This is a genomic window from Microbulbifer sp. ABM4_008, assembly GCF_056311705.1.
The window spans coordinates 3,607,644-3,630,674 of record NZ_CM149970.1 but is presented as its reverse complement, the minus strand read 5'-3'; the positions used below and the strand labels follow the sequence as shown (position 1 = coordinate 3,630,674).

The window sequence follows — 23,031 nt, the reverse complement described above, 5'->3', positions numbered from 1 at the left end:
GTCTAGGAGAGGATGTGAACGAATTTATTGTCGATGTAACGGCAGAGAACGCCCAGCAAATTCTGATTGAAGAGTCCATGAAGCGCCCGGTAGTGGTGGACTTTTGGGCCGATTGGTGTGAGCCGTGCAAGCAGTTGATGCCGGTGTTGGAAAAACTGGCCAATGAGTATAGCGGTCAGTTTTTATTGGCCAAGGTCAATGCAGATACCGAGCAAATGCTGGCGGGTCAGCTGGGTGTACGCAGTTTGCCCACGGTAATGGTTTTAAAAGATGGCCAGCCGGTAGATGGCTTTGCCGGTGTGCAGCCAGAGACACAGATTCGTGAGATGCTGGATAAGTATCTACCAAAACCCTGGGACATAAAGTTGCAGCAGGCACAGGCGTTAATCGGTGAAGATAAAGTGGCGGAAGCTCTGCCTCTGTTGCGTCAGGCTTATACGGAATCGTCTGAACGCACTGATATCGCCAAGCAACTGGCTGCTATCCTGCTCGACCAAAACCGTGCCCAGGAAGCGGAGACTGTGCTCAGTAAAATTCTGCTGGCAGATCAGGATGCGGAATACCAGCAGCTGATGGCTCAATTGGAGCTGAAGCAACAGGCAGCGGAAACTCCAGAAATTCAGGCTCTGCAAAAGGCGCTGGAAGAAAACCCTGCGGATAGCGATTCTGCTTATCAATTGGCCGTACAGTACAGTCAGGCCAACCGCCATGAAGAAGCATTGGAATTATTGCTGGATATTTTGCGTAAAGACATGGGCTTTGCCGATGGTGCTGCCAAGCAGACGTTCCTGGATATTGTAAAAAGTTTGGGTGCTGGCGACCCTGTTGCCACTCAGTACCAGCGCAAGTTAATGACTATGATGTTTTAAAAAATACTTTACCGGTAAACAAAGGGGCCCAAGAGGCCTCTTTGTTTTTGGGGGAGAGAAGGACGATTATTTATGTATAAGCTATGTGTTTATATTCCCGAGTCTCACTTGGAAGCGGTAAAGCAAGCGCTATTTTCCGTGGGGGCTGGGCGTATTGGTGACTACGATAGTTGTTGTTGGCAAGTCCTGGGAGAGGGGCAGTTCAGGCCGCTGGATGGGAGTCAGCCATTTATTGGTCAGTCGGGACAGGTCGAGACTGTAATGGAATACCGTGTGGAGATGGTCTGTGCCGATGAGCTGGTGGATGCTGCTCTCAATGCAATGCGAGCAGCCCACCCCTATGAAGAACCGGCGTTTGACCTCTGGCGATTGGATGATCGCTGCAGTAGTGCCGGCTTAAATAAAGCAGAGGTCTCTTAAAGGCTATCGAGTACCTTTTGTCGTTCGTGGCTTTTTTGCTCGATCGCTTTCGCATCTTCCAGTAATTTTGAAACACTGGTGTGATGGGTCGGCAGTTTATTTTCGGCGGGGCTACTGTCTTCAACGATCGAGTCGGATCTCAACTCAATAGGGTCATTGGCAGTGACTGTATTTAGAGGCTTGACGCGGTGAATACGCACGTGAGAATCCAACCCCTCCGGCACGGTGTCTGAGAAGTGCCAGTTCCCATCTTTATCTTTCCAGGTAAAAACCTCAGATGTTTGCTTGTCAGAATCCCCTTGAGATACAAGCCCGCTGGAAGTTGCCAACTCTTCAATTTTTGACACTGATTCCTGGGTGGTTTCGCGCACACTTTGCATAGCTCGCTCACCGGTTTCGCGAATCGCTGAAATATCCGGTTTTTGTGGCAGCCAGTCGGAGGGTGACATAATGGGTTTGCCATCTGGGCCCGGTAAGATCATAGGCAGGACAATGCCTACCAGTAACAAGGCACCGAGCATTGGAAAGTATTTCATGCAAACATCCTTTTAATGCAGGGTCATTAACTAACTAAGTAAAGTGGTTTACAGCTTTCGATTGATGACACCGCGGTGTAACTGGTATTGCCCGATACGGGTATCTTCGAAATAGTGCTCCAAAGTGCGGTGCATGATGGGAAATGCAATCTCCCTCCAGGGAATTTCGTCTTCGCGAAATAGCTCAACTTCGAGCGATTCAGGCCCGGGTCCGAAATTCATATCGGTCAATTCACCCCGGTACATCATGTAGACCTGATTGATATGGGGAATATCGTAGACGGAGTAGAGCTCGTCCACGCGGATACTGGCCCGGGCTTCCTCCCAGGACTCTCGCAAGGCGCCCTCTTCGCTAGTTTCGCCACTCTCCATAAACCCGGCAGGCAGAGTCCAGAGCCCCAGGCGCGGCTGTATGGCGCGCTTGCACAGCATCACCTTGTCGCCAACGTAAGGGACAACCCCGACAATAACACGGGGGTTGATGTAGTAAATGGCGCCGCAACTGCCACAGATGTGGCGGGGGCGGTCATCGCCCTTGGGAATGGAAAGTGTTACGGCGTTACTGCCGCATTGGCTGCAAAATTTCATGGCGTCAGTATACCCATGCGAGATTTGAGCGCCAGCTTCCGGACCGGTTGACGCCTATAGTTGTTAGTGATGTTGAAGTATAAAGGCGGTATCTACCCTGCGATGGCGCGTTTTTTTCTGCTCGGACTAGCGCTCCTTGCCCTTTGCGCCTGTGGTGGTAAAGGCGAAGAGGAAAAGGCGCCACCTCCCCCGCCAGTAGAAGTACTGGTTGTTAGGGAGGAGCCTGTTATCCCCCGCTTTGAATTCGTCGGACGGGTAGAGGCAACTGATGAATATCAAGTCCGCCCACGTGTACAAGGATATATCCAGAGTCGCAATTTTACCGAGGGGGAAACCGTCCAGAAAGGGCAGTTACTGTTTGAAATTGACCCGCGCCCTTTTATTGCCGAACTGGCGAATCAGCGCGCCACTCTGGAACAATCCCAAGCCTCCCTGAGAGTTGCTGAACGGAACTTCCAGCGTGGCCGACGTTTGGTGGCCACAGGGGCTATCAGTCAGGTACAGATGGATGAGCTTGAAGGTAATTTTGAGGAAGCGGAATCCCAAGTCGATGCCAATCGCGCCAAAGTTCAAAGCGCTGAGCTGGATCTTTCTTATACCAAAGTTTACGCGCCACTCACTGGAAGAATCGGGCGTACAGAATTTCCAGTGGGTTCCCTGGTAGGGCCAAGCACCGATCCCCTGGCCACCATAGTAAAAATGGATCCCATTTATGTGCTCTTTGAAGTGCCAGAAGAGCAACTTTATGCGGTGCAGGTGGATTCCCAGCGGCGGCAGCGAGAGGGTTTAAGTCCCACTCGCCTGGATGTCCGCATTGAGTTACCCGACGGCAATTACTACCCCCATAAGGGCAAAATCGTATTTATCGATAATCAGATCGATCCCAATACCGGATCGGTAGCGGTGCGCTCCCTGTTTCCCAATCCAGGCCAACTATTAGTACAGGGCCAGTTTGCCCGAGTTTCCATAAGCGTCTACACCGGCAATGACGCCCTGAGGCCGCTGGTACCCCAGTCAGCGGTCATGGAGGATATGCAGGGGCGTTATGTCTTTGTTTTGGGCAAAGATAATATTGCGGAGAAGCGCTACCTGACCTTGGGGCAGAGGGAAGGGGAGTTGTGGGCTGTAGATCGCGGGCTTGTCGCCGGTGAATCTGTAATCGTTAATGGTTTACAGAGGGTTGTCGCAGGGAAGCCGGTGACGCCGCAAAACACCCCTAGAAACCCCTACGATGTTGAAGCGCCACCAGCCCCTCCCGCTGAGCAAAGTAGTAGTTCTGCGGCGAAATCTGGCTCTACAGACAGTCAAGGGGAGAGAGAACTACCGGTAATTGATGGGGAAGCGGCACCAGCAAGCCCTGAATCTGAGGGGCATGACGATGACTACAAATAGCTGTCGCTGCCCATGATTAGCGCCTTTTGTATCCGGCGGCCACGATTCGCCTTTGTTATTTCCATATTGATCACCCTCGCTGGGATACTCTCCTTGCCACAATTACCGGTGTCGCAATTCCCTGAAATAACGCCACCGACCATCAATGTCGCCGCCACGTTTGCCGGTGCCAGCGCCGAAGTAGTGCGCGATAGTGTGGCTGTGCCGATTGAGTCGCAAGTTAATGGTGTGGAGGGCATGGATTATATGTCTTCCACCAGTGGCAATGATGGCTCCTACAGTCTCACGGTGACATTCAAGCCTGGCTACGACGATGACATCGCCCAGGTTAATGTTCAGAACCGGGTGGAGCAGGCCACTCCCCAGCTACCTGAGGATGTGAAAAGAGATGGGGTGGTAGTTTCCAAGCAGAGCACCACGCTGTTACTAGTAGTCAATTTGTTCTCCCCAGATGAAAAGTTTGATGAATTATTTCTGGCAAATTACGCCGAGATTTATTTAAAAGATGAATTGGCGCGGGTGCTGGGGGTGAGCAGTGTTGTTATTTTTGGCTCGCGCAATTACGCCATGCGCCTCTGGCTCGACCCCAACCGGATGGCCTCGTTAGATGTGACCGCCCAGGATGTTATCTCTGCTGTGCAGGCACAGAACGTAGAGGTAGCCGCCGGTCAGATCGGGGCGCCACCGATCCGCCAAGATCAGCAGTTCCAATACAATATTTTGGTGCAGGGGCGCTTGGTATCTCCCAGCGAATTTGAGGACATCACCATCCGCGCCAAGCCCGATGGGGCCATGGTAAAAGTCAGGGATGTGGCGAGGGTGGAGCTGGGAAGTGAATCTTACTCTTCCTATGGGCAATTGGATAACCAGGCTTCAGCAGTGATAGGGGTGTACCAGCTGCCCGAGGCAAATGCGATCGAAGTGGCCGATGGCATAAAGGCCAAGGTTGCTGAGTTGTCGAAGCGCTTCCCGGATGGGCTGGAAGCGGAGATTCTCTACGACACCACATTATTTGTAGAGGCCTCAATTAAAGAGGTTGTGGAAACACTGATTATTGCCCTGATACTGGTAATCCTGGTGGTTTTTTTGTTTCTGCAGGATTGGCGCTCTACGCTGGTACCAGCCATTGCTATTCCCGTATCCCTGATAGGCACCTTTGCCTTAATGCTGGCATTTGGGATGACGATTAACACCATCACATTGTTTGCCTTAATCCTTGCGATCGGCATAGTGGTAGATGATGCGATTATCGTGGTGGAAAACACCCAGCGGTTAATGGCTGATGGCCTCCCGCCAAAGGAAGCCGCGCTGGAATCCATGCGTGAAGTTACCGGCCCCGTTATTGCTACGACCCTTGTTTTGTTTGCAGTTTTTGTCCCGGTAATGTTGATGCCGGGAATTACGGGAAAAATGTATCAGCAGTTTGCTGTCACCATTTCAATGGCGGTGGCCATTTCCTCCCTGAATGCACTGACACTAAGTCCGGCTCTCTGTGCCAGCTTGTTAAAGCCGAGTAAAGACGGGGAAGTTGCCGGTATTAAGGAGACCGGTATTTTTGGTTTCTTTAATAAAGCTCTGCATATTTCTACAGGTTTTTATGTGGGAATGGTGAGGGCTTGTATCAAAATACCGCTTATCGGTATCGCCTCAATTATTCTGATTTTATTATTCTGTTATTTGCTCTTTACCCGAATCCCCACCGGTTTTATTCCCGATGAAGATCAGGGCACGTTTATGTTGCACGTGCAGTTGCCTGATGGATCTTCCCTGGAGCGAACCGGACCCATTGTCAATCAAGTGACCGATGTTCTAATGGAAGAGCCAGGTATGGCTCATGTGGTTGGTGTGCCCGGTTACAACCTGCTTACCAGCAGTGTTTCTTCCAACACGGCAATGATGTTTGCTGTGCTAAAACCCTGGGATGACCGCACGAATAGGGAAGATAGCCAGTTTGCCATTATGGATCGGGTACAGAAAAAATTATCTGCAATTCCCGATGCGCAAGTGCTGCCGTTTGTCATTCCACCACTTCCAGGTATTGGCACTGTTGGTGGATTTGAATTTGTACTCGAAGATCTACAGGGGCGCAGTATTACTGAATTGTCACAGGTCTTGTTTGACCTGCTGGGCAATGCCAATCAGCGCAGTGAAATCTCCCAGGCCTTTACCAGTTTTCAGGCCGCTACACCGCAGCTTGAATTAAAAGTAGATAAAGAAAAATCGCATGTGCTTGGGGTCCCCCTGCCGGATGTGTATTTAACGTTGCAAACCTTTTTGGGTGGCTATTACATCAATGACTTTAACCTATATGGAAAGGTCTTTCGTGTAATCGCTCAGGCCGATGCTCAATTTCGCGATAAAGAGGAAAATCTGGCTGGCTTTTATGTTCGTGCCAATAGTGGCGGTTTGGTACCGCTGACTTCTATCTCAACTATTACCCCGGTGGTCGCGCCACAAACAATAACCCGTTACAACTTATATAACAGCGTCACTATCAATGGATCACCGGCACCGGGGTATTCCAGTGGCCAGGCGATGGATGCTATGGAAGACTTGGCATCAAAGTTGCCAGAAGGTTATGGATACGAATGGACGGGCATCAGCTTACAGGAGGTGACCGCGGGTAATCTGGCCCCAATCCTGTTCTCTTTGGCCGTTATATTTGTCTACTTGTTTTTGGTCGCCCAATATGAGAGCTGGACTATCCCCTTTGCAGTGATGTTGTGCGTCCCCATTGCGATTGGTGGCGCTATGTTTACGGTATTTATCGCGGGGTCCATCAACAATCTCTATACGCAGATCGGCTTGGTATTACTGATTGGGATGGCAGCAAAGAGTGCGATTCTGATAGTAGAGTTTGCCTGCGTGGAACGCGATAAGGGGCGGTCTATTGCGGATGCGGCTCTATCGGCTACGCGCCTGCGATTCCGCGCGGTATTAATGACGGCCATGTCCTTTATTTTAGGGGTAATTCCACTACTGGTCGCCACCGGTGCTGGCGCAGTGAGCCGGGTTTCCCTGGGGCTGGTGGTCTTTGGCGGTATGTTGGCTGCGAGTCTCTTCGCCACTTTGCTAGTGCCTGTGTATTACGCCTTGGTGCAAACGGTGCGGGAAAAGCTGAAAGGGGGCTATACCCCCAAAATTAATGAGGATAAGACCGCGAATGGTGGGTCTGAATCCACCTGAGCCAATCTGTTGATTGTGTGGTAGGGTGGTAAGTCACAAATGGATATTGTGGCATATCGCTCAGTGTTACCGCTGAAAAACGGTATGATGAATGTTATGGAGCCCCCGCAGCGATCGGGGCAGGGCACAGATTTATGCTAGAGATTATTGAACAGAAAATCGTAGGGCAAATTGAGGACTTGGAAGCAAGGGTTCCGGCAGGACCTGACCTGCAAGGCCATGCCGCAGTACTGATTGCCCTGACAGAAGAGCCGGACCCACAAGTAATTCTAACTAAGCGCTCTGCAAATCTCTCTACACATTCCGGTGAAGTTTCTCTCCCTGGGGGGCGCTGGGATGCCACGGACCCATCGCTTCAATTTACCGCCTTGCGTGAGGCGGAAGAAGAAGTCAGCCTACCTATGGATGACGTACGCGTACTCGGCCCCCTTTGGCCGCGGACTACCCGCTGGCAGGTACATGTGACCCCTTGGGTAGGGATAATTTCACCGGATATCCAATTATTCCCAAACCCAGGAGAATTGGATGCAGTATTTCGAGTCCCCCTGTCTTTCTTTCTTGCAGACCCGCGTATTCGCACTGATCGTATTATTATTGATAACCAGGAAATATACCTTCCGGCGTATATGTATGAAGACTTCGAAATTTGGGGCTTTACTGCAGGGGTATTAACCGAATTTTTAGTAAAAATATTAGGGGCATCAATAGGGCGCCGCGATGATGTGCCGCTGCGTGCACTTAATTAGCTCGGCTTACTAATTAGAATTTTTTTATTTTTTGGGAAGCCCTGGTATCGGCTCACCTAAGTCATCCCAAGCATCGATTAGTATTTTCATTATTTTTCCGGCATCGGGATCGGCGCTGAGGATTGGGAAATCAGGGGCTTCAGGAAGTTTAACTTCTTCTCCTCGTCGACATTCGATTAACCAGTTGTCATCGACTTTAACGAGTTTGTCCCGGTACTCTCCAACAGCAGAAATGCGATAGCCGGATCGTGTTGCTATGATTTCTACGGTCGTTGCTTTCCCTGAGGCGGATTGCCCATCTTCAGAAATAAAATGTAGGGGGGAGCTTGTAATATGCCGGCTTCCCAACTTGCTGTGAACCGCTGCGTAGCGCTCCAGTTTTTCTCTTCCCCGAATCATAATATTGCCATGCTCAAATCGGCCATTGGGTGTAAATAATGAGGCCCAGCCTCGGGCATCATTGCTGTCGATAGTTAATGTATAACGGGCGAGTAGATCACTAATCGCTAGTCGATCTTTTAGCTGTTGAATCTCATCCATTTCTTCACCTTGACCTTTATCGCCAGTAGCTATTGAAGAGGATAGTTTCTAGTGATGGTTTTTGGGGGCGCACCTAGGATATTAATTGAGTATTAATCAAAACCTGTTATCTAACCCGGAATCCTGTAAGTAACCTTGAGAGAATTATTAATAAAATTGGGAAGTGTTTGTTTGTGTAAAGTGAAGCAATACCAAGCCCTAAAATCCTTTGTCGTTTGGTGACTATTTCACGGTTTTAGCTAATGGTGGGATTTATTTGAGACGTAAGTACTAGATATACTGTAAGGTTCTTATATCCTTAATTTTTCTTATTATATACGTTATTGGATTGCTTGAATGAGATCTCTCTCTTTTTTCTGTGTGTTGCTGGGAATCGGATTAATCCAGGCTTGTGCAATGTCCACTGTACCTCCTAAGTATCAGGGACAATGGGCTGGAACCGAGGAATCCTGTAACGCTTCTTCATCGGCCGACTCGATGACTCTGGCAGGTAGTCGTATTCAATTTACGGAGTCTTCAGGCCAGTTGATGTCTGCTAGCCAAAGTGATGGCAATCTTCATCTGGTTTTCAATATGCAAGGTGAAGGAGAAGCTTGGAAGTCAGAGGAGGTGTACTCTCTGACATCTGGCGGAAAGGTACTAGTGCGTTATACCCAGGATTCTACGTTTAAGTATTTCCGCTGCAATTGATTGGAATTGAAGGCTGGGTTAGAACTCAGTTGTTTAAATGACTGGAGCTTGCAGCTCTGGTCATTTAAATATGGAGTTGCCTGGTAAAATATCTATTCAGCCTATACCACCAATTCATCTTTGCATTTCTTTGTTAAATGGGTACCCCCCCTTTGTACCCATTGAGTTAACAGGCTGCAGGTAGCTCCCGATAGAGTGAATTTCTAAAGTTTCAAATGCAGGTCTATTTGGGCTGCTATGAGGTTAGCTTGATAGTTATAAATAGACTAAACCTTTCTCTACCATTAATTTTTACTACAGGTTTGCAATTGGGATTTAATAGCCTTAATAAAAGTCTGTACTTTTGTTGGCGGCCTTTTGGAAAACAGATGCATATAATGGATGGGCGCAGCGGCAACAGATGTTATAGGGCAAAGTGTGCCGGTATCCACTTTTTTTCGAGCGATAATATCGGGCAACCTGGCAATCCCAATTCCGGCTTCGGTTAACTGTACTATATCGTGTAAGGAGTTACAGCGAACCTTAGGCGTGGCCTTTACCTGAATCCCATTTTTCAATTCATACTTTAATGGCATGCCCTGCCAATCATTAGCGATATGCGGCCAATTTTGTAGTTCAGTAAGGTCTGAGGGAATGCCACATAGCTTTTCAATAAGCTGCGGGCTGGCGTAGAGGCTTTCTCCTAACAATCCTAACTTTGAAACTTTAGCCGATTGAAGTGCAAGACTGCCTACGCGAATGGCCAGGTCTACCTGCGATTCAATCAAATCCATGGGGGAGTCATTGGCTAACAGCCTGATTCTCAGTTGCGGGTGCTGCTCGGCCAGCTTAATGATTGCAGGAATAATTACTGGCTCGCACAGTGCGTGAGGCGCTGTTACCGATAGGGAGCCCGCCAATTTGTCACCGCTATTCCTAAGACCCGCTATTGCTGAGTTATAAATATCTTTGATCTCCCGGCAATGGGCGTAAAACTCTGAGCCGGCCTCGGTGAGAGATAGGGAGCGGGTACTGCGGTAAAGCAAGCGGGTGCCGATATCAGACTCCAACCGGGTAACTGCTTGGCTTACTGCCGATTTGGTGCGCTCCAGGCGGTCGGCTGCCAGTGTGAAGCTGCGCGCCTCTACAACAGCTAGGAATACCTGCATATCCTCCAGGCTTGGCTTCATTGTTTAATTTTCCTAAACACTAATATCAATTAATGGATGTTTATCACAACCATGGCCATGGGGCAATCTATAGGCACAAGGTCGTTACCTATTACAGAAGAGGATTTTGATATGAGCGACATTCTGATTGAGAAAACAAAAGCTGCCAGTGAACAGTGGAAGTCTTACTTCAATAGTGGCAATGCAGCTGGGTGTGCATCCATGTATGAAGAGCGGGCTCAGATGACTGCCAAACCCTTTGGTCTGTTCGAAGGTCGAAAGAATATACAAGCTTTCTGGCAAAATCTGGTAGATCAGGGTTTTGTAGATGTGACCTATATTGGCGCAAAAATTGAAGTAGTGGATGAAGTCTCAACCGTACTCTCAAGTAATTGGAAAATGAACAACGCAGAAGGTGTCATTACTCGTGAACTCTGGGTCCTTCAGGAGGACGGAACTATGCTACTGCGTGATGACCAGTTCGAAGCTATAAATCCTAGCGAAAAGTAAGGGTGCTAGCCGTGAGTGAATTTTGGAATAGCTTTACCCGTGAGAAAACGGACGAGCAATATAACCCTACGTTGTGGACCCGCCGCCTTCCAACCGATCTGCTGCTGCCTTCTCATGCTGAGTTTACTGGCAGTCGTAGCTCGGCATATCGCAACGCGATTAAGGGTGGTTTGCAAACTGTCAATTTTGGGGAAGGTGATTTAGCTGGCTCGATGGATGTTTTCAGGTCAGACGAAGTTGCTGAGGATGCACCGGTCGTAATTTATATTCACGGTGGCTGGTGGCAGTGGTTTTCAAAAGAGCAGTTTTCTTTTCTGGCCGAGCCTTTTAATAAAGAGGGGTTTGCGGTCTATATGCCGGGTTACCATATGGCCCCGGATTGGGAAAATGATACTCCTATGGAGTCTATTGTCTCGCAGGTACAGTGGGCAGTGGCGAGCGTGCTGAAAGAGGCCGATGAAAAAGGGGCTCCATCTGTCTACATCGTAGGGCATTCGGCAGGTGGCCAACTGGTAGCACTGCTGCATCAGACGGACTGGAGTCAATTTGGCGTACCGGCATCTGCTCAAAGTAAGTTTAAAGGTGCATTTTCCCTAGCGGGACTATTTGACATTCGCCCACTGGTTAATAGTTTTGTCAATGACGCCATTAATATGTCGATGGAATCCGCCGAAAAGGTAAGCCCCCAGCTGGTAGAGCCTGGTATTGACACAACTGAATGCCCGCTACATTTAATTGTGCCTGAATTTGATACGCCAGAGTTTTTTCGGCAGACGAAAGAGTATCAGGAGAAAATGCTAAAAATGGATAACCCCTGTTATTTCAAATTAGCGAACAATCGGGATCATCTTGACCTGATAGAAAAGTTGGTAGATGACCGTGACGAAGTTTTAACTTATATGCTGGAGCATATGAAAGACTAGCAACGATTTATTGCTTTGTGTCTTAGGCAGGTCTGCAATGATGTTTTGTGATTTGGTGGCTTAAGCTGTAGCCTTGACGAAATCATTAGTGTCACGGCCTGCCAGAGGGGTGTGAGGATAGGTGCTTCTAGGTATTACTTTGAGGCGGCGCTTTAGAGACAAGCGTCTATATAAGTTCTATTGACGAATTATAATGGGCGCCTGTTTTCTCCTCCTGGATAGATTATGCCGAGACCCAAATCCACTGTCTCTTTGGATGAGGTGCACTGGGGTGCACTCAAAACCCTCTTCCCCTACCTATTGGAGTTCCGTCGCGCCGTAGTCTTGGCGATCCTCTGCTTGATTGGCGCCAAGGTTGCGGGTGTTACCCTGCCATTTTTGCTCAAACATATTGTCGATGACCTGGATAGTGCTGGGGGCCTGGCCCAGGCAGTGGCATTACCTTTGGGGCTGCTGTTGGCCTATGGGGCTGTGCGCCTCTCCAGCACTCTGTTTGGCGAGCTGCGAGACACGATTTTTGGCCGTGTCACCGAGCGGGCCCAGCGCCGGATCGGGTTGGAAGTGTTCCAGCATTTGCACAAGCTGGACCTGGATTTTCACCTGAACCGCCGTACCGGCGGGCTCTCTCGGGATATTGAGCGGGGCAATAGCGGCATCGGGTTCCTGATGCGGTTTATGGTCTTCAATATCGTACCCACGCTGGTAGAGATAGCCATGGTGGCGGGATTGCTCTGGTGGAATTACAGCGGGTTATTTGCGCTATTAGTGTTGGCCGCAGTGATTATTTATATCGGCTTTTCAGTGGTAGCCACTGAATGGCGTACGCGCTTTGTCAGGGAGTTGAATGAGGCGGAGTCACAGGCCAGCAGTCGTGCAGTTGATAGTCTGCTCAACTATGAGACGGTTAAGTACTTTGCCAATGAGCGACATGAATCCGGTCACTATGACCGGGAGCTGGCCAGTTGGGAGAAGGCCCGGCGTAAGAACAGGCTGTCCCTGTTTGGCCTAAATAGTGGCCAGGCGCTGATTATTGCCAGCGCAATGTGTGCAGCAATGGTTCTTGCCGCGGTAGGAGTCACCAAAGGCACTATGACCATCGGTGACTTCGTATTGGTGAATGCCTTTATGATGCAGATCTTTATACCGCTAAATTTCCTCGGCTTTGTGTACCGGGAGATGAAAGGGGCACTGGCAAATATTGAGAAGATGTTCTCTTTACTGGCGGTAAAACCTGCTGTGGAAGATCTTCCCCAGGCGGCTCCCCTCACTGTGATGGAGGGCCGAATTGAGTTTGATAACGTCCAGTTTGGCTATAAAGATAATCGCCAGATCCTCAAAGGTATCAGCTTTGCTGTGGAACCACGGCAAAAAGTGGCAATTGTTGGCGCTAGCGGTGCAGGTAAGTCCACCCTCTTTAAGCTCCTGTTTCGTTTTTATGACACTAACAGCGGTTCCATTTCCATTGATGGCCAGGATATTCGCAGTGTTTCCCAGGAGTCGCTGCGCAGGGCTATTGGTGTTGTGCCTCAGGATGCAGTGTTGTTCAACCAGTCGATCCGGGAGAACGTGCGTTACGGACGTGTAGATGCCTCAGATACTGAGGTGGATGAGGCGATCCGTCACGCTCAGCTGGAAGGCTTTGTTCAGCAGCTGCCAGAGGGAGCCGATACCCTGGTGGGGGAGCGGGGGCTCAAATTGTCCGGAGGGGAAAAGCAGCGGGTTGCTATCGCTCGGGCCCTGTTGAAAAAGCCTCCGATTATGATCTTTGACGAAGCGACCTCATCTCTCGACAGCCACTCTGAGCAGGGCATAGTGGCATCCCTGCAGGATATTGCCCGCGAGCAGACATCGTTAGTGATCGCTCACCGCCTCTCCACAATTGTGGATGCAGACTGCATTCTGGTAATGGATCAGGGCGGAATAGTCGAGCAGGGAGCCCACCGGGAATTGATGCAGGCTGACGGACACTACGCGGCCCTCTGGCGTATGCAGCAACAGGAGCGTGGAACTGAGACCCAGGCGGCCGAGGTGCCTACGCCATGACGGTTGATAAATCCCTACAGCCAGACTAATGTGGCGCCGATACAAAAAAATGATAGGCAGAGCGATATGACCATTCCTTTTCAGGCTACCAAGATAGCGGCAGCAGTGTTGGCACTGGCCCTTGTTGGCGCTTGTTCCAAAAAAGAGCAGCAGCCCGAAGAAGTTGCCAAAGCGGAAGCTGAGGCTCAGATTGTAGAGTCCAAGACTGTACCTGTGCCCTCAGGCCAAAAGGTAGAAGATGCGGATAAGCGTTTTGATATCTATGTACCGGTTGAGCTCACTGCAAATCTAAGCGGTCTCTCCGACAACCAGCGCAAAATGATTGGCCTGCTGATTGATGCCAGCCAGATTATGGATCGCCTGTTCTGGTTGCAATCCTACGGCCCGGCGGAGGAATTGCTGCCGGATATTGAAGACAACCGCGCTCGTAAGTTTGCCGATATCAACTATGGCCCCTGGGACCGCCTTAACGACAATAAGCCGTTTATTGTTGGTTATGGAGATAAGCCCCTGGGTGCTAACTTCTACCCAGCGGATATGACCCGCGAAGAGTTCGAGAAATGGGACCAGGCAGGAAAAGACGGCTTGTACTCCCTGGTACGCCGCAATGAGTCTGGCAGTCTCGAACTGGTGCCTTACAACGAAGCCTACAATGCGGACCTGAATAAGGCAGCCAGCATTCTGCGCCAGGCAGCTGAACTGGCTGAGAGCAAGGAATTTGCTAACTACCTCACCATGCGTGCCGACGCACTTCTCTCCGATAATTTCCGACCCAGTGATATGGCCTGGATGGATATGAAGGAGAATGATATCGATGTGGTTATTGGTCCTATTGAAAACTATGAAGACCAGTTGTTTGCCTATCGTACCGCTTATGAGTCCTACGTCCTGCTGAAAGACAAAGAGTGGAGTAAAAAACTGGCCAAGTTTGCCGCTCTGCTGCCCGAGCTGCAGAAGGGTTTGCCGGTTGAGGAAAAATACAAATCTGAAGAGCCCGGTACTGATTCAGACTTGAATGCCTACGATGTACTCTTCTACGCTGGCCACAGTAACGCGGGCTCCAAGACTATTGCCATTAACCTTCCCAATGATGAGGAAGTACAGCTGGCCAAAGGCACTCGCCGTTTGCAGCTGAAGAATGCAATGCAGGCCAAGTTTGACAAGATCCTGGTGCCGATCAGCGATGTATTGATTGCAGAAGATCAGCGCAAGAATATTACCTTCCCGGCTTTCTTTGCCAACACCATGTTCCACGAAGTGGCCCACGGTTTGGGAATTAAAAAGACCGTAGAGGGCGGAAATAATGTTCGCCAGGCTTTGAAGGAAACCTCTTCCGCCCTGGAAGAAGGTAAGGCTGATATCCTCGGTCTGTACATGGTTACCCGCTTGCATGAAAAAGGTGAGCTGGAAGAAGGCCAGCTGATGGATAACTATGTTACCTTCCTGGCGGGTATTTTCCGCAGCGTACGTTTTGGTGCAGCCAGTGCCCATGGTAAAGCCAATATGATGCGCTTTAACTACTTTAAGGAGCAGGGTGCCTTCACTCGCGATCCCAAGACTGGTCAATACAGCGTTGATTTTGAAAAGATGCAACAGGCGATGACCAACTTGTCTCGTTTAATCATTACTATCCAGGGTGATGGTGACTACGAGGAAGCCAAATCACTGCTGGAGACTAAAGGCGTAATTGGCCCTGAACTGCAGGCTGATTTGGATCGCTTGGCTGAGGCCAATATTCCGGTTGACGTTACCTTTATTCAGGGTAAAGAAGTACTTGGTTTGAAGTAATTTCCTTACCTTTTGTTTAAAAAAACCCGGCGCCTGCCGGGTTTTTTTGTGCCCCGAAAATTTACCCCCCCTTCGATTTGCTATTTCCCCGCTGATTGCAGCTTAGTACTTTAGGTACTTTTTCTTATGGCGGAATTAATAGTCACGTCCAAACTAAGGAGGCAGTCTGTATCCCAGGCTAGGAATTCCAACTCTTATACAATATTGACAGAGGTTTTACATGGATATTAAGCAGTCAGTTATTAAGTTATTAATATTAGGCGTAATGGGGCTATTTACAGCGTCATACTCTTTTGTAGTATCCGCTCAGGTATCCTGTGGTGATGTTATTACAACCGCCGAAGTGCTTACACAGGATTTACTCTGTGACCTTACTGCTGCTGAGCCTGATGCCCTTACGATAGTTGGTCCTGAAGGCAGTTTGAGTATGGGAGATTTTTCTGTGACCTGTGCTACAGGTGCGGGATTTGGCGGTGCTGGAATACGTATCCTGGGCCAAGGTGCGGTATTGACTGGCGGTGCCATTAATGATTGTTTTGACAATATTTTTATAGACGGTGTGGGTTATCACACGGTCGTCGGAACTGAGCTAGTTGGTAGTGTTGACGATGGTATTGATATTGACAGTATCTTTAACAATATTAGTGGATGCATAATCACTGATAGTGGTCGGGTAGGTGTTGATATGGATGATGATTTTAATACTCTCTCTTCTTGTGTTGTATCGCTCAGTGTCTCTGATGGAATTCAGGTAGATGATAGCTTTTCAAATGTGTTCAATAATATATCTACATTCAATGGTGGAGCAGGAATTCTAATCGAGGGCTCATCCAGTAATATAATCTCCCAAAATTTAGTATCAAGTAATGATGGTGGAGGTATCGTTTTGGAATTCACGAATTCAACTAATAATGTCATAACTGGAAATTTCTCTGAACTTAATCTTTCCTTTGATTTATATGATACGGTTGATCCCGATTGTAGTGGCACCAACATTTGGTACGCTAATGATGCCATTACTAAAAGTCCAAGCTGCCTGGATTGAATTTTTTCGCGATTTGCGAAACTTACTAAAAAGGGAGAAGGAAAGACTACACCGCGCTCGGGACCCTATGAGGCATGGATGCCGATTAGGAGCTTACAGGGATGTATTCACTGCGTGTCTCGAGTACGGTGTAGTCTTTCCTTCCACCCCAGTAGTAAGTTGTGTCTATTAGGCGATTCAATTGAATAGTGAGAGTTAGCCTAAACTTGAGTCGCCTTTTGGTTTTCTTTAAGTTTGTGAGGCGATTCAAAAAATAGCTGTTTGTGATGAGGCATTGATGGCTATGAATCGTAGTGCTGTTAATGCACAATAAATTTGATGCTATATTCTAATTGTTTGGCGGTTAAGCGGTATAAGTGAAGCTCCCAATTGATCAATATAATTCAACTATAACAATGGATTAATTATGTCTCGTGTTCTGTACTCGGGTACTAAAAATGCATCCACTTGGGCCTTTAGGGCTTGGTTGGCATTGCGTGAACAGGAAGTTCAATTTGAGGAAGTGGTTGTAGATATTCGCCGGCCACAGCGATTCCAGAATTTACAGCGTATAGGAGAGCTATCCCCTGCGAGATCAGTACCCGTACTGGAAGAGGGGGATATAATTATTTTTGATTCCTTGGCCATTATGGAATATGCCAATGACATTGGCTCTGGTGAACTGTTACCTCAAGATCCATTGATGCGGGCCCGAGCCCGGGCCATGCTTAGCTGGCAACATTCCGGGTTGTCCGGGTTGTGTCCACGCCTATCCTTTGAAAGTGCATTTTACCCCGACAAACGCCTAATGACCCCCGAAGAAGAGATGGATGCGGAGCGCTTATTTGCCGCCTGGGAAGGAGAGCTTGAGCAAAGTGGTGGCCCTTACTTGATGGGTGCTTTGTCCCTGGCAGATTTAGCCTTTGTACCAACAGTGATAAGAATTTTCTCCCACGCCCCAAATTTGCAGCCCTGGCCGCTTACTAAACAGTGGATAGACCGGTTGCTGGCGCGTGACAGCGTAAAAGAGTGGATGTCAGAGGCCGCTGAACTGCCGCCGGTAGTACTGTCGGATTATCGGTAGGGACTAACTTCCGCAAAGATCAGGATTTTTTTAATTACTAAACCCGTTAGGTGAAGCTGTAACAGCTTCACCTTTTTTACTATTAGTGGCGTAAATTAATCGGAAAAAGAAGCAGGGTACGTATTTTTTATCGTAAGAAAGTTTCAAGCGCAATCACTGGCTAATAGTGATGCCAATGAGGTCTAAACTGTGCTGGGTTAACCAGTGCGCCAGTTGATGTTTGAGGCGATCAATTTATCAAATATTAAGGATAATATTTAGATCAATGAAAAGATTAGCCTTTAGTCTATGTTTCTTGTTGAGTAGTGGGGTGCAGGCATCGTGCCACTTAGAAGAATATGAACGCTTTATCAATACTCAAAGCCTGGTAATGCTTGAAGCATCCGTGAAACTATTTGAGGAGGATAAGGAGAAGTTTAAAATAATTAAACCATTTGTAAAATTGGAAGTGCGCAATAACAAGCTTAAGGTTTATGTGGCGAAGAAATTGAGTGAGAAGGAATCCACCGTTCTTAACTTTGAAGGCCCTATTGCGAATTACGTTCCCAGCGTATCGGTGCAAATTATGCCGGATGGCTCCATACGGGATAAGGTTGATTTGGCGATGTCTGATGATGTTTTTTATCGCACAGAGAAAACTGCCATGGCGCCACTGCAAAGTTTATATATGTTTAACGAGGGAATGAATGCGGCGGAAAAGAGAAAATTCACACGTGCAAGAAACTCCCTGAGTAAGCATATGGAGACCATCGAACAATTTTCATATATGAAAAGAGCCTTCACAATGCGTCTTGAAAATGTTTGTCCGGTAAATAGCTAAATATCTAGACGTTCATGCTGCTGTTTGAAATAAAAACTATAGCTTTGTTCCTGGCTACGGCGCTTGCAGAGATAATAGGCTGCTACACGGCTTACTTGTGGTTAAAGCAGGACAAAAGTATTTGGCTTCTAGTTCCTGGCGGTATAAGTTTGGCGATATTTGCCTGGTTATTGACATTGCATCCGGCTCCAGCGGGCCGGGTGTATGCCGCCTATGGAGGAATTTATATTTTTTCCTCAATAATGTGGTTATGGCTGGTTAACGGTGTTAAACCCACGGTTTGGGATGTGAGTGGTGCCGCTGTAGCAATGCTGGGTATGGCTATTATCATGTTTTCACCGAGGCAGATGATCAATTAGATTTGATAAATCTACGCCCTTATTTAAGGGTGACTTTGTGATTAATCCTTAAGGCTAATAAATTCTTGGATCGCGTAAATATCTTACAGTTTATTAAGCCAGCTGATAATTGCTTCGTGTTCAATATTTCCAATGGTCGATATGCTTGGGTGGCTTCTATTGGGAATTTTCACCAAATTAATATTTGATTGATCTAAAGCTATATAATTACCATAGGGTGCAATTAGATCCGAGGGGGAGGATATTAGCAGTATGGGGAGCTTGGAAGAATAGAGAAGGGGAAGTATATTGGTATCACTCGGTTCAATACCAGACTGCTCCAGAGCCAGATTTGCTCCTTTTCGAATTTTATTTTCGGGTATAACCCGGCTAAGTATGGGATGATTGAGCCTACCGTAGTTATACACGGCTTGATCAAAAGGGACCATTGGGGCAAGTAAAATAATGCCATTTAAGTCAGATCTCATGGCTGAGATATAGAGAGCCGTTAAGGCTCCCATGGAGTTTCCTACAATATATAAGGGCTTGCCCTTGATGTTCCCTTTACTGATTAGTGCATCAATAAGTTTATTGATGATTTCACTATCTCCTACGCCATATTTTTTGGTGCTATTTGATTCCCCGTGACCAAGAAGATCCGGAGCCACAACCTGAAATCCAAGAAAGCGAAAGTACTGAGCAGAATATAACATGAACTCTTTCGATGATCGGAATCCATGTAATAAAATCACTGTTCCAGAATATTTTTCTTTCAGAGCATCTTTTGGTAAATCAAGTTTAACGGTGCTTTCTTTGCCGTCGGTGTCATATTTGACGGAGTAATGAATACCGTCTTGAGATGAGGCGGGAGCGTAATAATACCTGATGTATTCTTTGCTTTTTCCTATATCATAGCTGCCTTTTTTAAATCCTAAGTCTTTAATTTGCTCTGGGGTTATTGTCTCATTGAAAGGAAAGCTTTCAGATTTTTCAATAAGTTTGGCAATTCTCTGAGAGAAGCTGGATAAGCTAAAGCATGTGCTAATGACAGCAAATATCGTATTTAGTTTAATCGCATTTTTCACTGGCCGTTGATATCCAATGGATCTAATCGTATAGAGAAGGATATCTTGTTGCGATTAGGTTTGGCTTGAATTGGTGCCAATATGGCCAGTTCCTGAAAATGGCTTCTCGTTAAGAGAAGCTAAGCGAAATCCCTCTAATACTGGCAGGAGAGAATTCATTGTTCCTTCGGAGATTGTTCGATCGTGCCAAATAAATGCTCGCCGAGTGTACTTCTTGTCCTAAATCAATAAGAGTGACGGCAAAATCAAAATTTAAGCAATTAGATTTTAATCTCTGTGGGCTGCGTGATACTTTATGCGCCACTATAGCTACATAGATACGATTGCTGTATTTATGTACAGTATTGGGCTGTATAAGGCAAGAGATGAATATTTCCCTAGAGGTTGTGCAAGAACTGGCCCCAGACCAGGCTTCTTTAAACGCAGCCAAAAAACTGTTGAAGCCGGCTAAATGGCCTTTGCGCGGTAAAGCGGCTTCTGTAAATTGTATATGGGGGCAATGCCAAGGATCGGGGGCCAATCCCTATTACACCATGGCAGATACAGTAGATCACGGTTACAAGTGTACCTGCCCCTCACGTAAGTTTCCCTGCAAGCATGTTCTAGCCCTTCTGTGGCAATTCGCCGACGGCCCGGATGACTTTATTGAGGCTGAAACACCGGAGTGGGTAGTGGAGTGGTTGGGGCGGCGGCGTAAGAGTAAGCCTGAAGCCCAAGCTGAGACAAAAGTTTCTACCAATAAAAACATTCACGGTATTTCTGAGGAAACCTCGGAAAGTAAAGAGGCGCAGGAAAAAAAGGAAGCGGCCAGGGCTAAGCGGGCAGCGCAGACACGCGCTAAAACCAACAAGAGTATCGCCACTGGGCTAGGTGAATTCCAGCAGTGGGTTGAGGATCAATTGCGCACTGGCATGGTGGGATTTCTCAAGGAACTTCGCCAGCGCTGCCGCTATATCTCTGCGCGCTTGGTAGACGCCAAAGCCGCCGGCCTAGCATCCAGGGTTGATGAGCTTCCAGCCAAGGCCCTGGGGCTTGGACCACAGAAACAGGCGGAAGTGGTATTCAAGGAGCTGGGGCAATTAATGTTACTCAGCAGTGCTTGGCTCACCGATGAGGAAGATGTGGATGCTCGCAGAGCTATTGCCGTTGCCGAGAACCGTGACCAGGTCTTGGAAAACCCAGCCAGCCTCAGACACAGGGGCATTTGGCAGAATGTAGGAGAGAAAGTGAGCACCCGCCGCGATGGTTTGGTGAGCCACGCTTCATGGTTGCTCAAGCTTGATAGTAATACCCCAGTATTTGCCCTGTTGTTGGATCACTATCCGGCTTCTGCGGGGCGCCGGGAGGTGGGCATTGGTATCGGCGCCAGTGTAGAAGGGGAGTTGGTTTTTTATCCCGGTCGCATGCCTCTGAGAGCTTTCCCTGTGGAGTTTAAAGTGGTGCAGGATGGTGTGAATCAGAGATGGCCAGCCCAGCAAGAGAGCGTGTTCTCCCACTACCAAAAGCAGTTGTCTCAGCAACCCTGGATAGAGCAGGTACCGCACCTTCTTGAAGGGGGGCGTCTACTGCGCTGTGCCAACGGCAATTATTGGTGGCGCTGCTCGACTGGGCAGCAAACGCTACCGCTCAACAATGAACAGATTCCCTCTCTACTACTGGGTTCAAGATTACAGGCGGCGTTTATTTTGTGGGATGGAAGCAGCGCTGAATTGCACAGCGCGCGTACAGATGAGTGGGGGACAATCGCATGCTAACGCCTGAGAAAATCCAGGAAGAGCAGTTGTTGGTAGAGCGCCTACAGCAGCGTTGGATGGTGGGCAGTGATTTGCCCTTAGAGCTCGAGGCCCTACCTGAGTCCTGGCGTCCATTGTTTGAAGGCCTGGAAGAGGAGCGCTTGGCATCAGCGGCGGTAGCGCTTCTCAGCCAGCACCAAAGCGCACTCTATCAGCCCCAGGCTCCAGCAGAATTACGCGAATTTCCCTTGTTGCCCGAGTTGAATAAGCCCGTGCTCCCCTACCCAATGCGGGCCCATTTTCGACGGGTGACTGAAAGCGTTCAGTCCCGCTCTATGGAGCAAACCGGATTGCTCCTGAAGTTGCTGTTACAGCGGGGATATATTGCCCATCCTGCGGACTGGCTTCCCTCAAGTAATGATGAAGGCTTGCCGGAAGTATATCTTCCCTGGTCACAATGGGCCGCGAATGAGCGGGGTAGTATTGATGATTCTGAAGCGTTAATCGAGGAAAACTGGGATGATTGGTATCCCGCCAGTCGCTTGGCAAAGCTCAGGGAGTTGCGCTTCAGTAACCCCGCCGCCGCTTTGAATTTGATCCAGACCTGCGCCGGGCGCGAACCCGCTGATAAGCGTTTAAGGATCGTGCGAGTTCTTGCTATCCGGCTGAGTGAGTCCGATGGGGAATATTTACAGTCCCTGCTCAAAGATCGTTCACAAAAGGTGGCACGTCTTGCCAATCAGTATTTATCTCGATTGGGATTGTCATCGGAACTTGAATCTAATACTCAGGAAGAGTTTTCTGCACAGGAATTGGCTGAGTTTTACGAATTAAAAAAAGTGGGCTTGGTAAAGAAGCAGTTGCAACTATTGCCCCGCAAGCTCAAGAGCAAAAAACAGCAAGCCATTCGCTCGGAATTTTTGCAGAAGGTATCTCTGCAAAGCCTTGCGGAAGCACTGGATATCAGCGTGACTGACTTAGCTGAGGCTTGGCAGCTCGATAAAAATCGCGATTATGACAACCACAGTTTTGTTACCAATGCGGTAGATACTTTGCCAGATAAGGCTATTGCCCTGTTGGTCACCAATATTGAGAGCTACCTGGATACCGGTGAGGCCGGTATGTCTCTCTTACACAGTTTATTGCCGCGTCTTGAACAGTCCCGCCGTGCCGAATTGATGTTTGGACTTTTGCGCAATAAAAAGGCCAAAGTGGATTTTCAGGATTTACTCAAGTTTTTGCCCGAACCGTTAACGGAGCTCTCCTGGGATGATTTGAAAAAAACGTCACCCTGGAAGGCGCTGTTAAAGCTCGTTGTCGAGGAATTAAGTGAGAGTGGTTATTTGCAGTCTATTTATCTACAGAGGGAGTTGACTGCGTTGGGCTTGATGTTACCCAGAGAGACCGCTCGACAGTTACTGGAAGCGCTTTTTGAGCAGGGCGTGCTACGGGCAGACCCCGCAACTGACTGTCTTCGATTTAATAGCGAGCTTGCCGGCGTGGATGGCCTTTAGTCCATACACACCCAACACAGATTTAATTTTAAGACCGATCGTTGCCCGGCAAAA

At 48.3% G+C, this 23,031-nt stretch carries 21 protein-coding genes; 16 read left to right on the top strand and 5 right to left on the bottom strand.

Features of this window, described 5'->3' with window-relative positions; translation table 11 throughout:
- Window positions 1-14 precede the first annotated feature (14 nt).
- Together trxA and ACYX4J_RS15745 are read left to right on the top strand one after the other, a co-directional pair.
- Window positions 15-869 (top strand): thioredoxin, encoded by an 855-nt coding sequence (trxA, locus tag ACYX4J_RS15750; RefSeq protein ID WP_413664810.1) that lies wholly within the window; start codon window positions 15-17, stop codon window positions 867-869.
- Window positions 870-941: 72 nt separating this feature from the next.
- Window positions 942-1,289, top strand: a complete 348-nt coding sequence (locus ACYX4J_RS15745; RefSeq protein WP_413664811.1) for a YqfO family protein — start codon at window positions 942-944, stop codon at window positions 1,287-1,289.
- On the opposite strand, the gene ACYX4J_RS15740 is transcribed toward ACYX4J_RS15745, so the two are convergent.
- Together ACYX4J_RS15740 and ACYX4J_RS15735 are read right to left on the bottom strand one after the other, a co-directional pair.
- Entirely contained in the window at window positions 1,286-1,825 is a 540-nt protein-coding gene (locus ACYX4J_RS15740; protein ID WP_413664812.1) for a DUF4124 domain-containing protein, read from the bottom strand. The genes ACYX4J_RS15745 and ACYX4J_RS15740 overlap by 4 nt on opposite strands.
- A 48-nt stretch (window positions 1,826-1,873) precedes the next feature.
- Entirely contained in the window at window positions 1,874-2,413 is a 540-nt protein-coding gene (locus tag ACYX4J_RS15735) for an NUDIX hydrolase (protein ID WP_413664813.1), read from the bottom strand.
- 69 nt (window positions 2,414-2,482) lie between these two features.
- Between ACYX4J_RS15735 and ACYX4J_RS15730 the strand changes: the two genes are divergently transcribed.
- The 3 genes from ACYX4J_RS15730 to ACYX4J_RS15720 all read left to right on the top strand — a co-directional run bounded on the left by ACYX4J_RS15730 (window position 2,483) and on the right by ACYX4J_RS15720 (window position 7,737).
- Window positions 2,483-3,805 carry an efflux RND transporter periplasmic adaptor subunit gene (locus ACYX4J_RS15730; protein WP_413664814.1) on the top strand — a complete coding sequence of 441 codons (1,323 nt, stop codon included), beginning with the start codon at window positions 2,483-2,485 and terminating at the stop codon, window positions 3,803-3,805.
- A gap of 12 nt (window positions 3,806-3,817) precedes the next feature.
- On the top strand, window positions 3,818-6,991 hold the full coding sequence (locus ACYX4J_RS15725) for an efflux RND transporter permease subunit (RefSeq protein ID WP_444915834.1): 3,174 nt from the start codon (window positions 3,818-3,820) through the stop codon (window positions 6,989-6,991).
- A gap of 134 nt (window positions 6,992-7,125) precedes the next feature.
- The gene (locus tag ACYX4J_RS15720; protein WP_444915835.1) at window positions 7,126-7,737 is read left to right on the top strand and encodes an NUDIX hydrolase; all 612 of its coding nucleotides are present in this window, start codon (window positions 7,126-7,128) and stop codon (window positions 7,735-7,737) included.
- A 24-nt stretch (window positions 7,738-7,761) separates the two neighbouring features.
- Here ACYX4J_RS15720 and ACYX4J_RS15715 read toward each other — a convergent pair whose 3' ends face one another.
- Window positions 7,762-8,277, bottom strand: coding sequence for a nuclear transport factor 2 family protein (locus ACYX4J_RS15715; RefSeq protein ID WP_444915836.1), 516 nt, complete (start codon window positions 8,275-8,277; stop codon window positions 7,762-7,764).
- A gap of 396 nt (window positions 8,278-8,673) precedes the next feature.
- On the opposite strand from ACYX4J_RS15715, the gene ACYX4J_RS15710 reads away from it, so the two are divergent.
- Complete coding sequence (locus tag ACYX4J_RS15710; protein ID WP_413664818.1) at window positions 8,674-8,967, top strand: hypothetical protein; 294 nt, start codon at window positions 8,674-8,676, stop codon at window positions 8,965-8,967.
- Between the two features lie 284 nt (window positions 8,968-9,251).
- On the opposite strand, the gene ACYX4J_RS15705 is transcribed toward ACYX4J_RS15710, so the two are convergent.
- Complete coding sequence (locus ACYX4J_RS15705) at window positions 9,252-10,136, bottom strand: LysR family transcriptional regulator (RefSeq protein ID WP_444906062.1); 885 nt, start codon at window positions 10,134-10,136, stop codon at window positions 9,252-9,254.
- A 111-nt stretch (window positions 10,137-10,247) separates the two neighbouring features.
- Between ACYX4J_RS15705 and ACYX4J_RS15700 the strand changes: the two genes are divergently transcribed.
- From ACYX4J_RS15700 to ACYX4J_RS15665, 8 genes are all read left to right on the top strand, one after another.
- Complete coding sequence (locus tag ACYX4J_RS15700; protein ID WP_476177026.1) at window positions 10,248-10,625, top strand: Cif family virulence factor; 378 nt, start codon at window positions 10,248-10,250, stop codon at window positions 10,623-10,625.
- 11 nt (window positions 10,626-10,636) lie between these two features.
- On the top strand, window positions 10,637-11,548 hold the full coding sequence (locus ACYX4J_RS15695; protein WP_476177025.1) for an alpha/beta hydrolase: 912 nt from the start codon (window positions 10,637-10,639) through the stop codon (window positions 11,546-11,548).
- A gap of 225 nt (window positions 11,549-11,773) precedes the next feature.
- A complete protein-coding gene (locus ACYX4J_RS15690; protein WP_476177024.1) occupies window positions 11,774-13,591 on the top strand; it encodes an ABCB family ABC transporter ATP-binding protein/permease in 1,818 nt (605 codons plus the stop codon).
- Window positions 13,592-13,657: 66 nt separating this feature from the next.
- A complete protein-coding gene (locus ACYX4J_RS15685) occupies window positions 13,658-15,379 on the top strand; it encodes a dipeptidyl-peptidase 3 family protein (RefSeq protein ID WP_444942422.1) in 1,722 nt (573 codons plus the stop codon).
- Between the two features lie 220 nt (window positions 15,380-15,599).
- Window positions 15,600-16,424 carry a right-handed parallel beta-helix repeat-containing protein gene (locus tag ACYX4J_RS15680; RefSeq protein WP_444894624.1) on the top strand — a complete coding sequence of 275 codons (825 nt, stop codon included), beginning with the start codon at window positions 15,600-15,602 and terminating at the stop codon, window positions 16,422-16,424.
- 406 nt (window positions 16,425-16,830) lie between these two features.
- Complete coding sequence (locus ACYX4J_RS15675; protein ID WP_476177023.1) at window positions 16,831-17,487, top strand: glutathione S-transferase family protein; 657 nt, start codon at window positions 16,831-16,833, stop codon at window positions 17,485-17,487.
- Window positions 17,488-17,752: 265 nt separating this feature from the next.
- Window positions 17,753-18,307, top strand: coding sequence for a hypothetical protein (locus tag ACYX4J_RS15670; RefSeq protein WP_444916413.1), 555 nt, complete (start codon window positions 17,753-17,755; stop codon window positions 18,305-18,307).
- 20 nt (window positions 18,308-18,327) lie between these two features.
- Window positions 18,328-18,666 carry a YnfA family protein gene (locus tag ACYX4J_RS15665; RefSeq protein WP_444898250.1) on the top strand — a complete coding sequence of 113 codons (339 nt, stop codon included), beginning with the start codon at window positions 18,328-18,330 and terminating at the stop codon, window positions 18,664-18,666.
- Between the two features lie 83 nt (window positions 18,667-18,749).
- Here the strand turns inward: ACYX4J_RS15665 and ACYX4J_RS15660 are convergent, their stop codons facing one another.
- The gene (locus ACYX4J_RS15660) at window positions 18,750-19,730 is read right to left on the bottom strand and encodes an alpha/beta hydrolase family protein (RefSeq protein WP_476177022.1); all 981 of its coding nucleotides are present in this window, start codon (window positions 19,728-19,730) and stop codon (window positions 18,750-18,752) included.
- Window positions 19,731-20,095: 365 nt separating this feature from the next.
- On the opposite strand from ACYX4J_RS15660, the gene ACYX4J_RS15655 reads away from it, so the two are divergent.
- Window positions 20,096-21,484 carry an SWIM zinc finger family protein gene (locus tag ACYX4J_RS15655; RefSeq protein WP_476177021.1) on the top strand — a complete coding sequence of 463 codons (1,389 nt, stop codon included), beginning with the start codon at window positions 20,096-20,098 and terminating at the stop codon, window positions 21,482-21,484.
- Entirely contained in the window at window positions 21,478-22,977 is a 1,500-nt protein-coding gene (locus ACYX4J_RS15650) for a DUF5691 domain-containing protein (RefSeq protein WP_476177020.1), read from the top strand. The genes ACYX4J_RS15655 and ACYX4J_RS15650 overlap by 7 nt, the downstream gene beginning before the upstream one ends.
- Window positions 22,978-23,031: the final 54 nt, after the last annotated feature.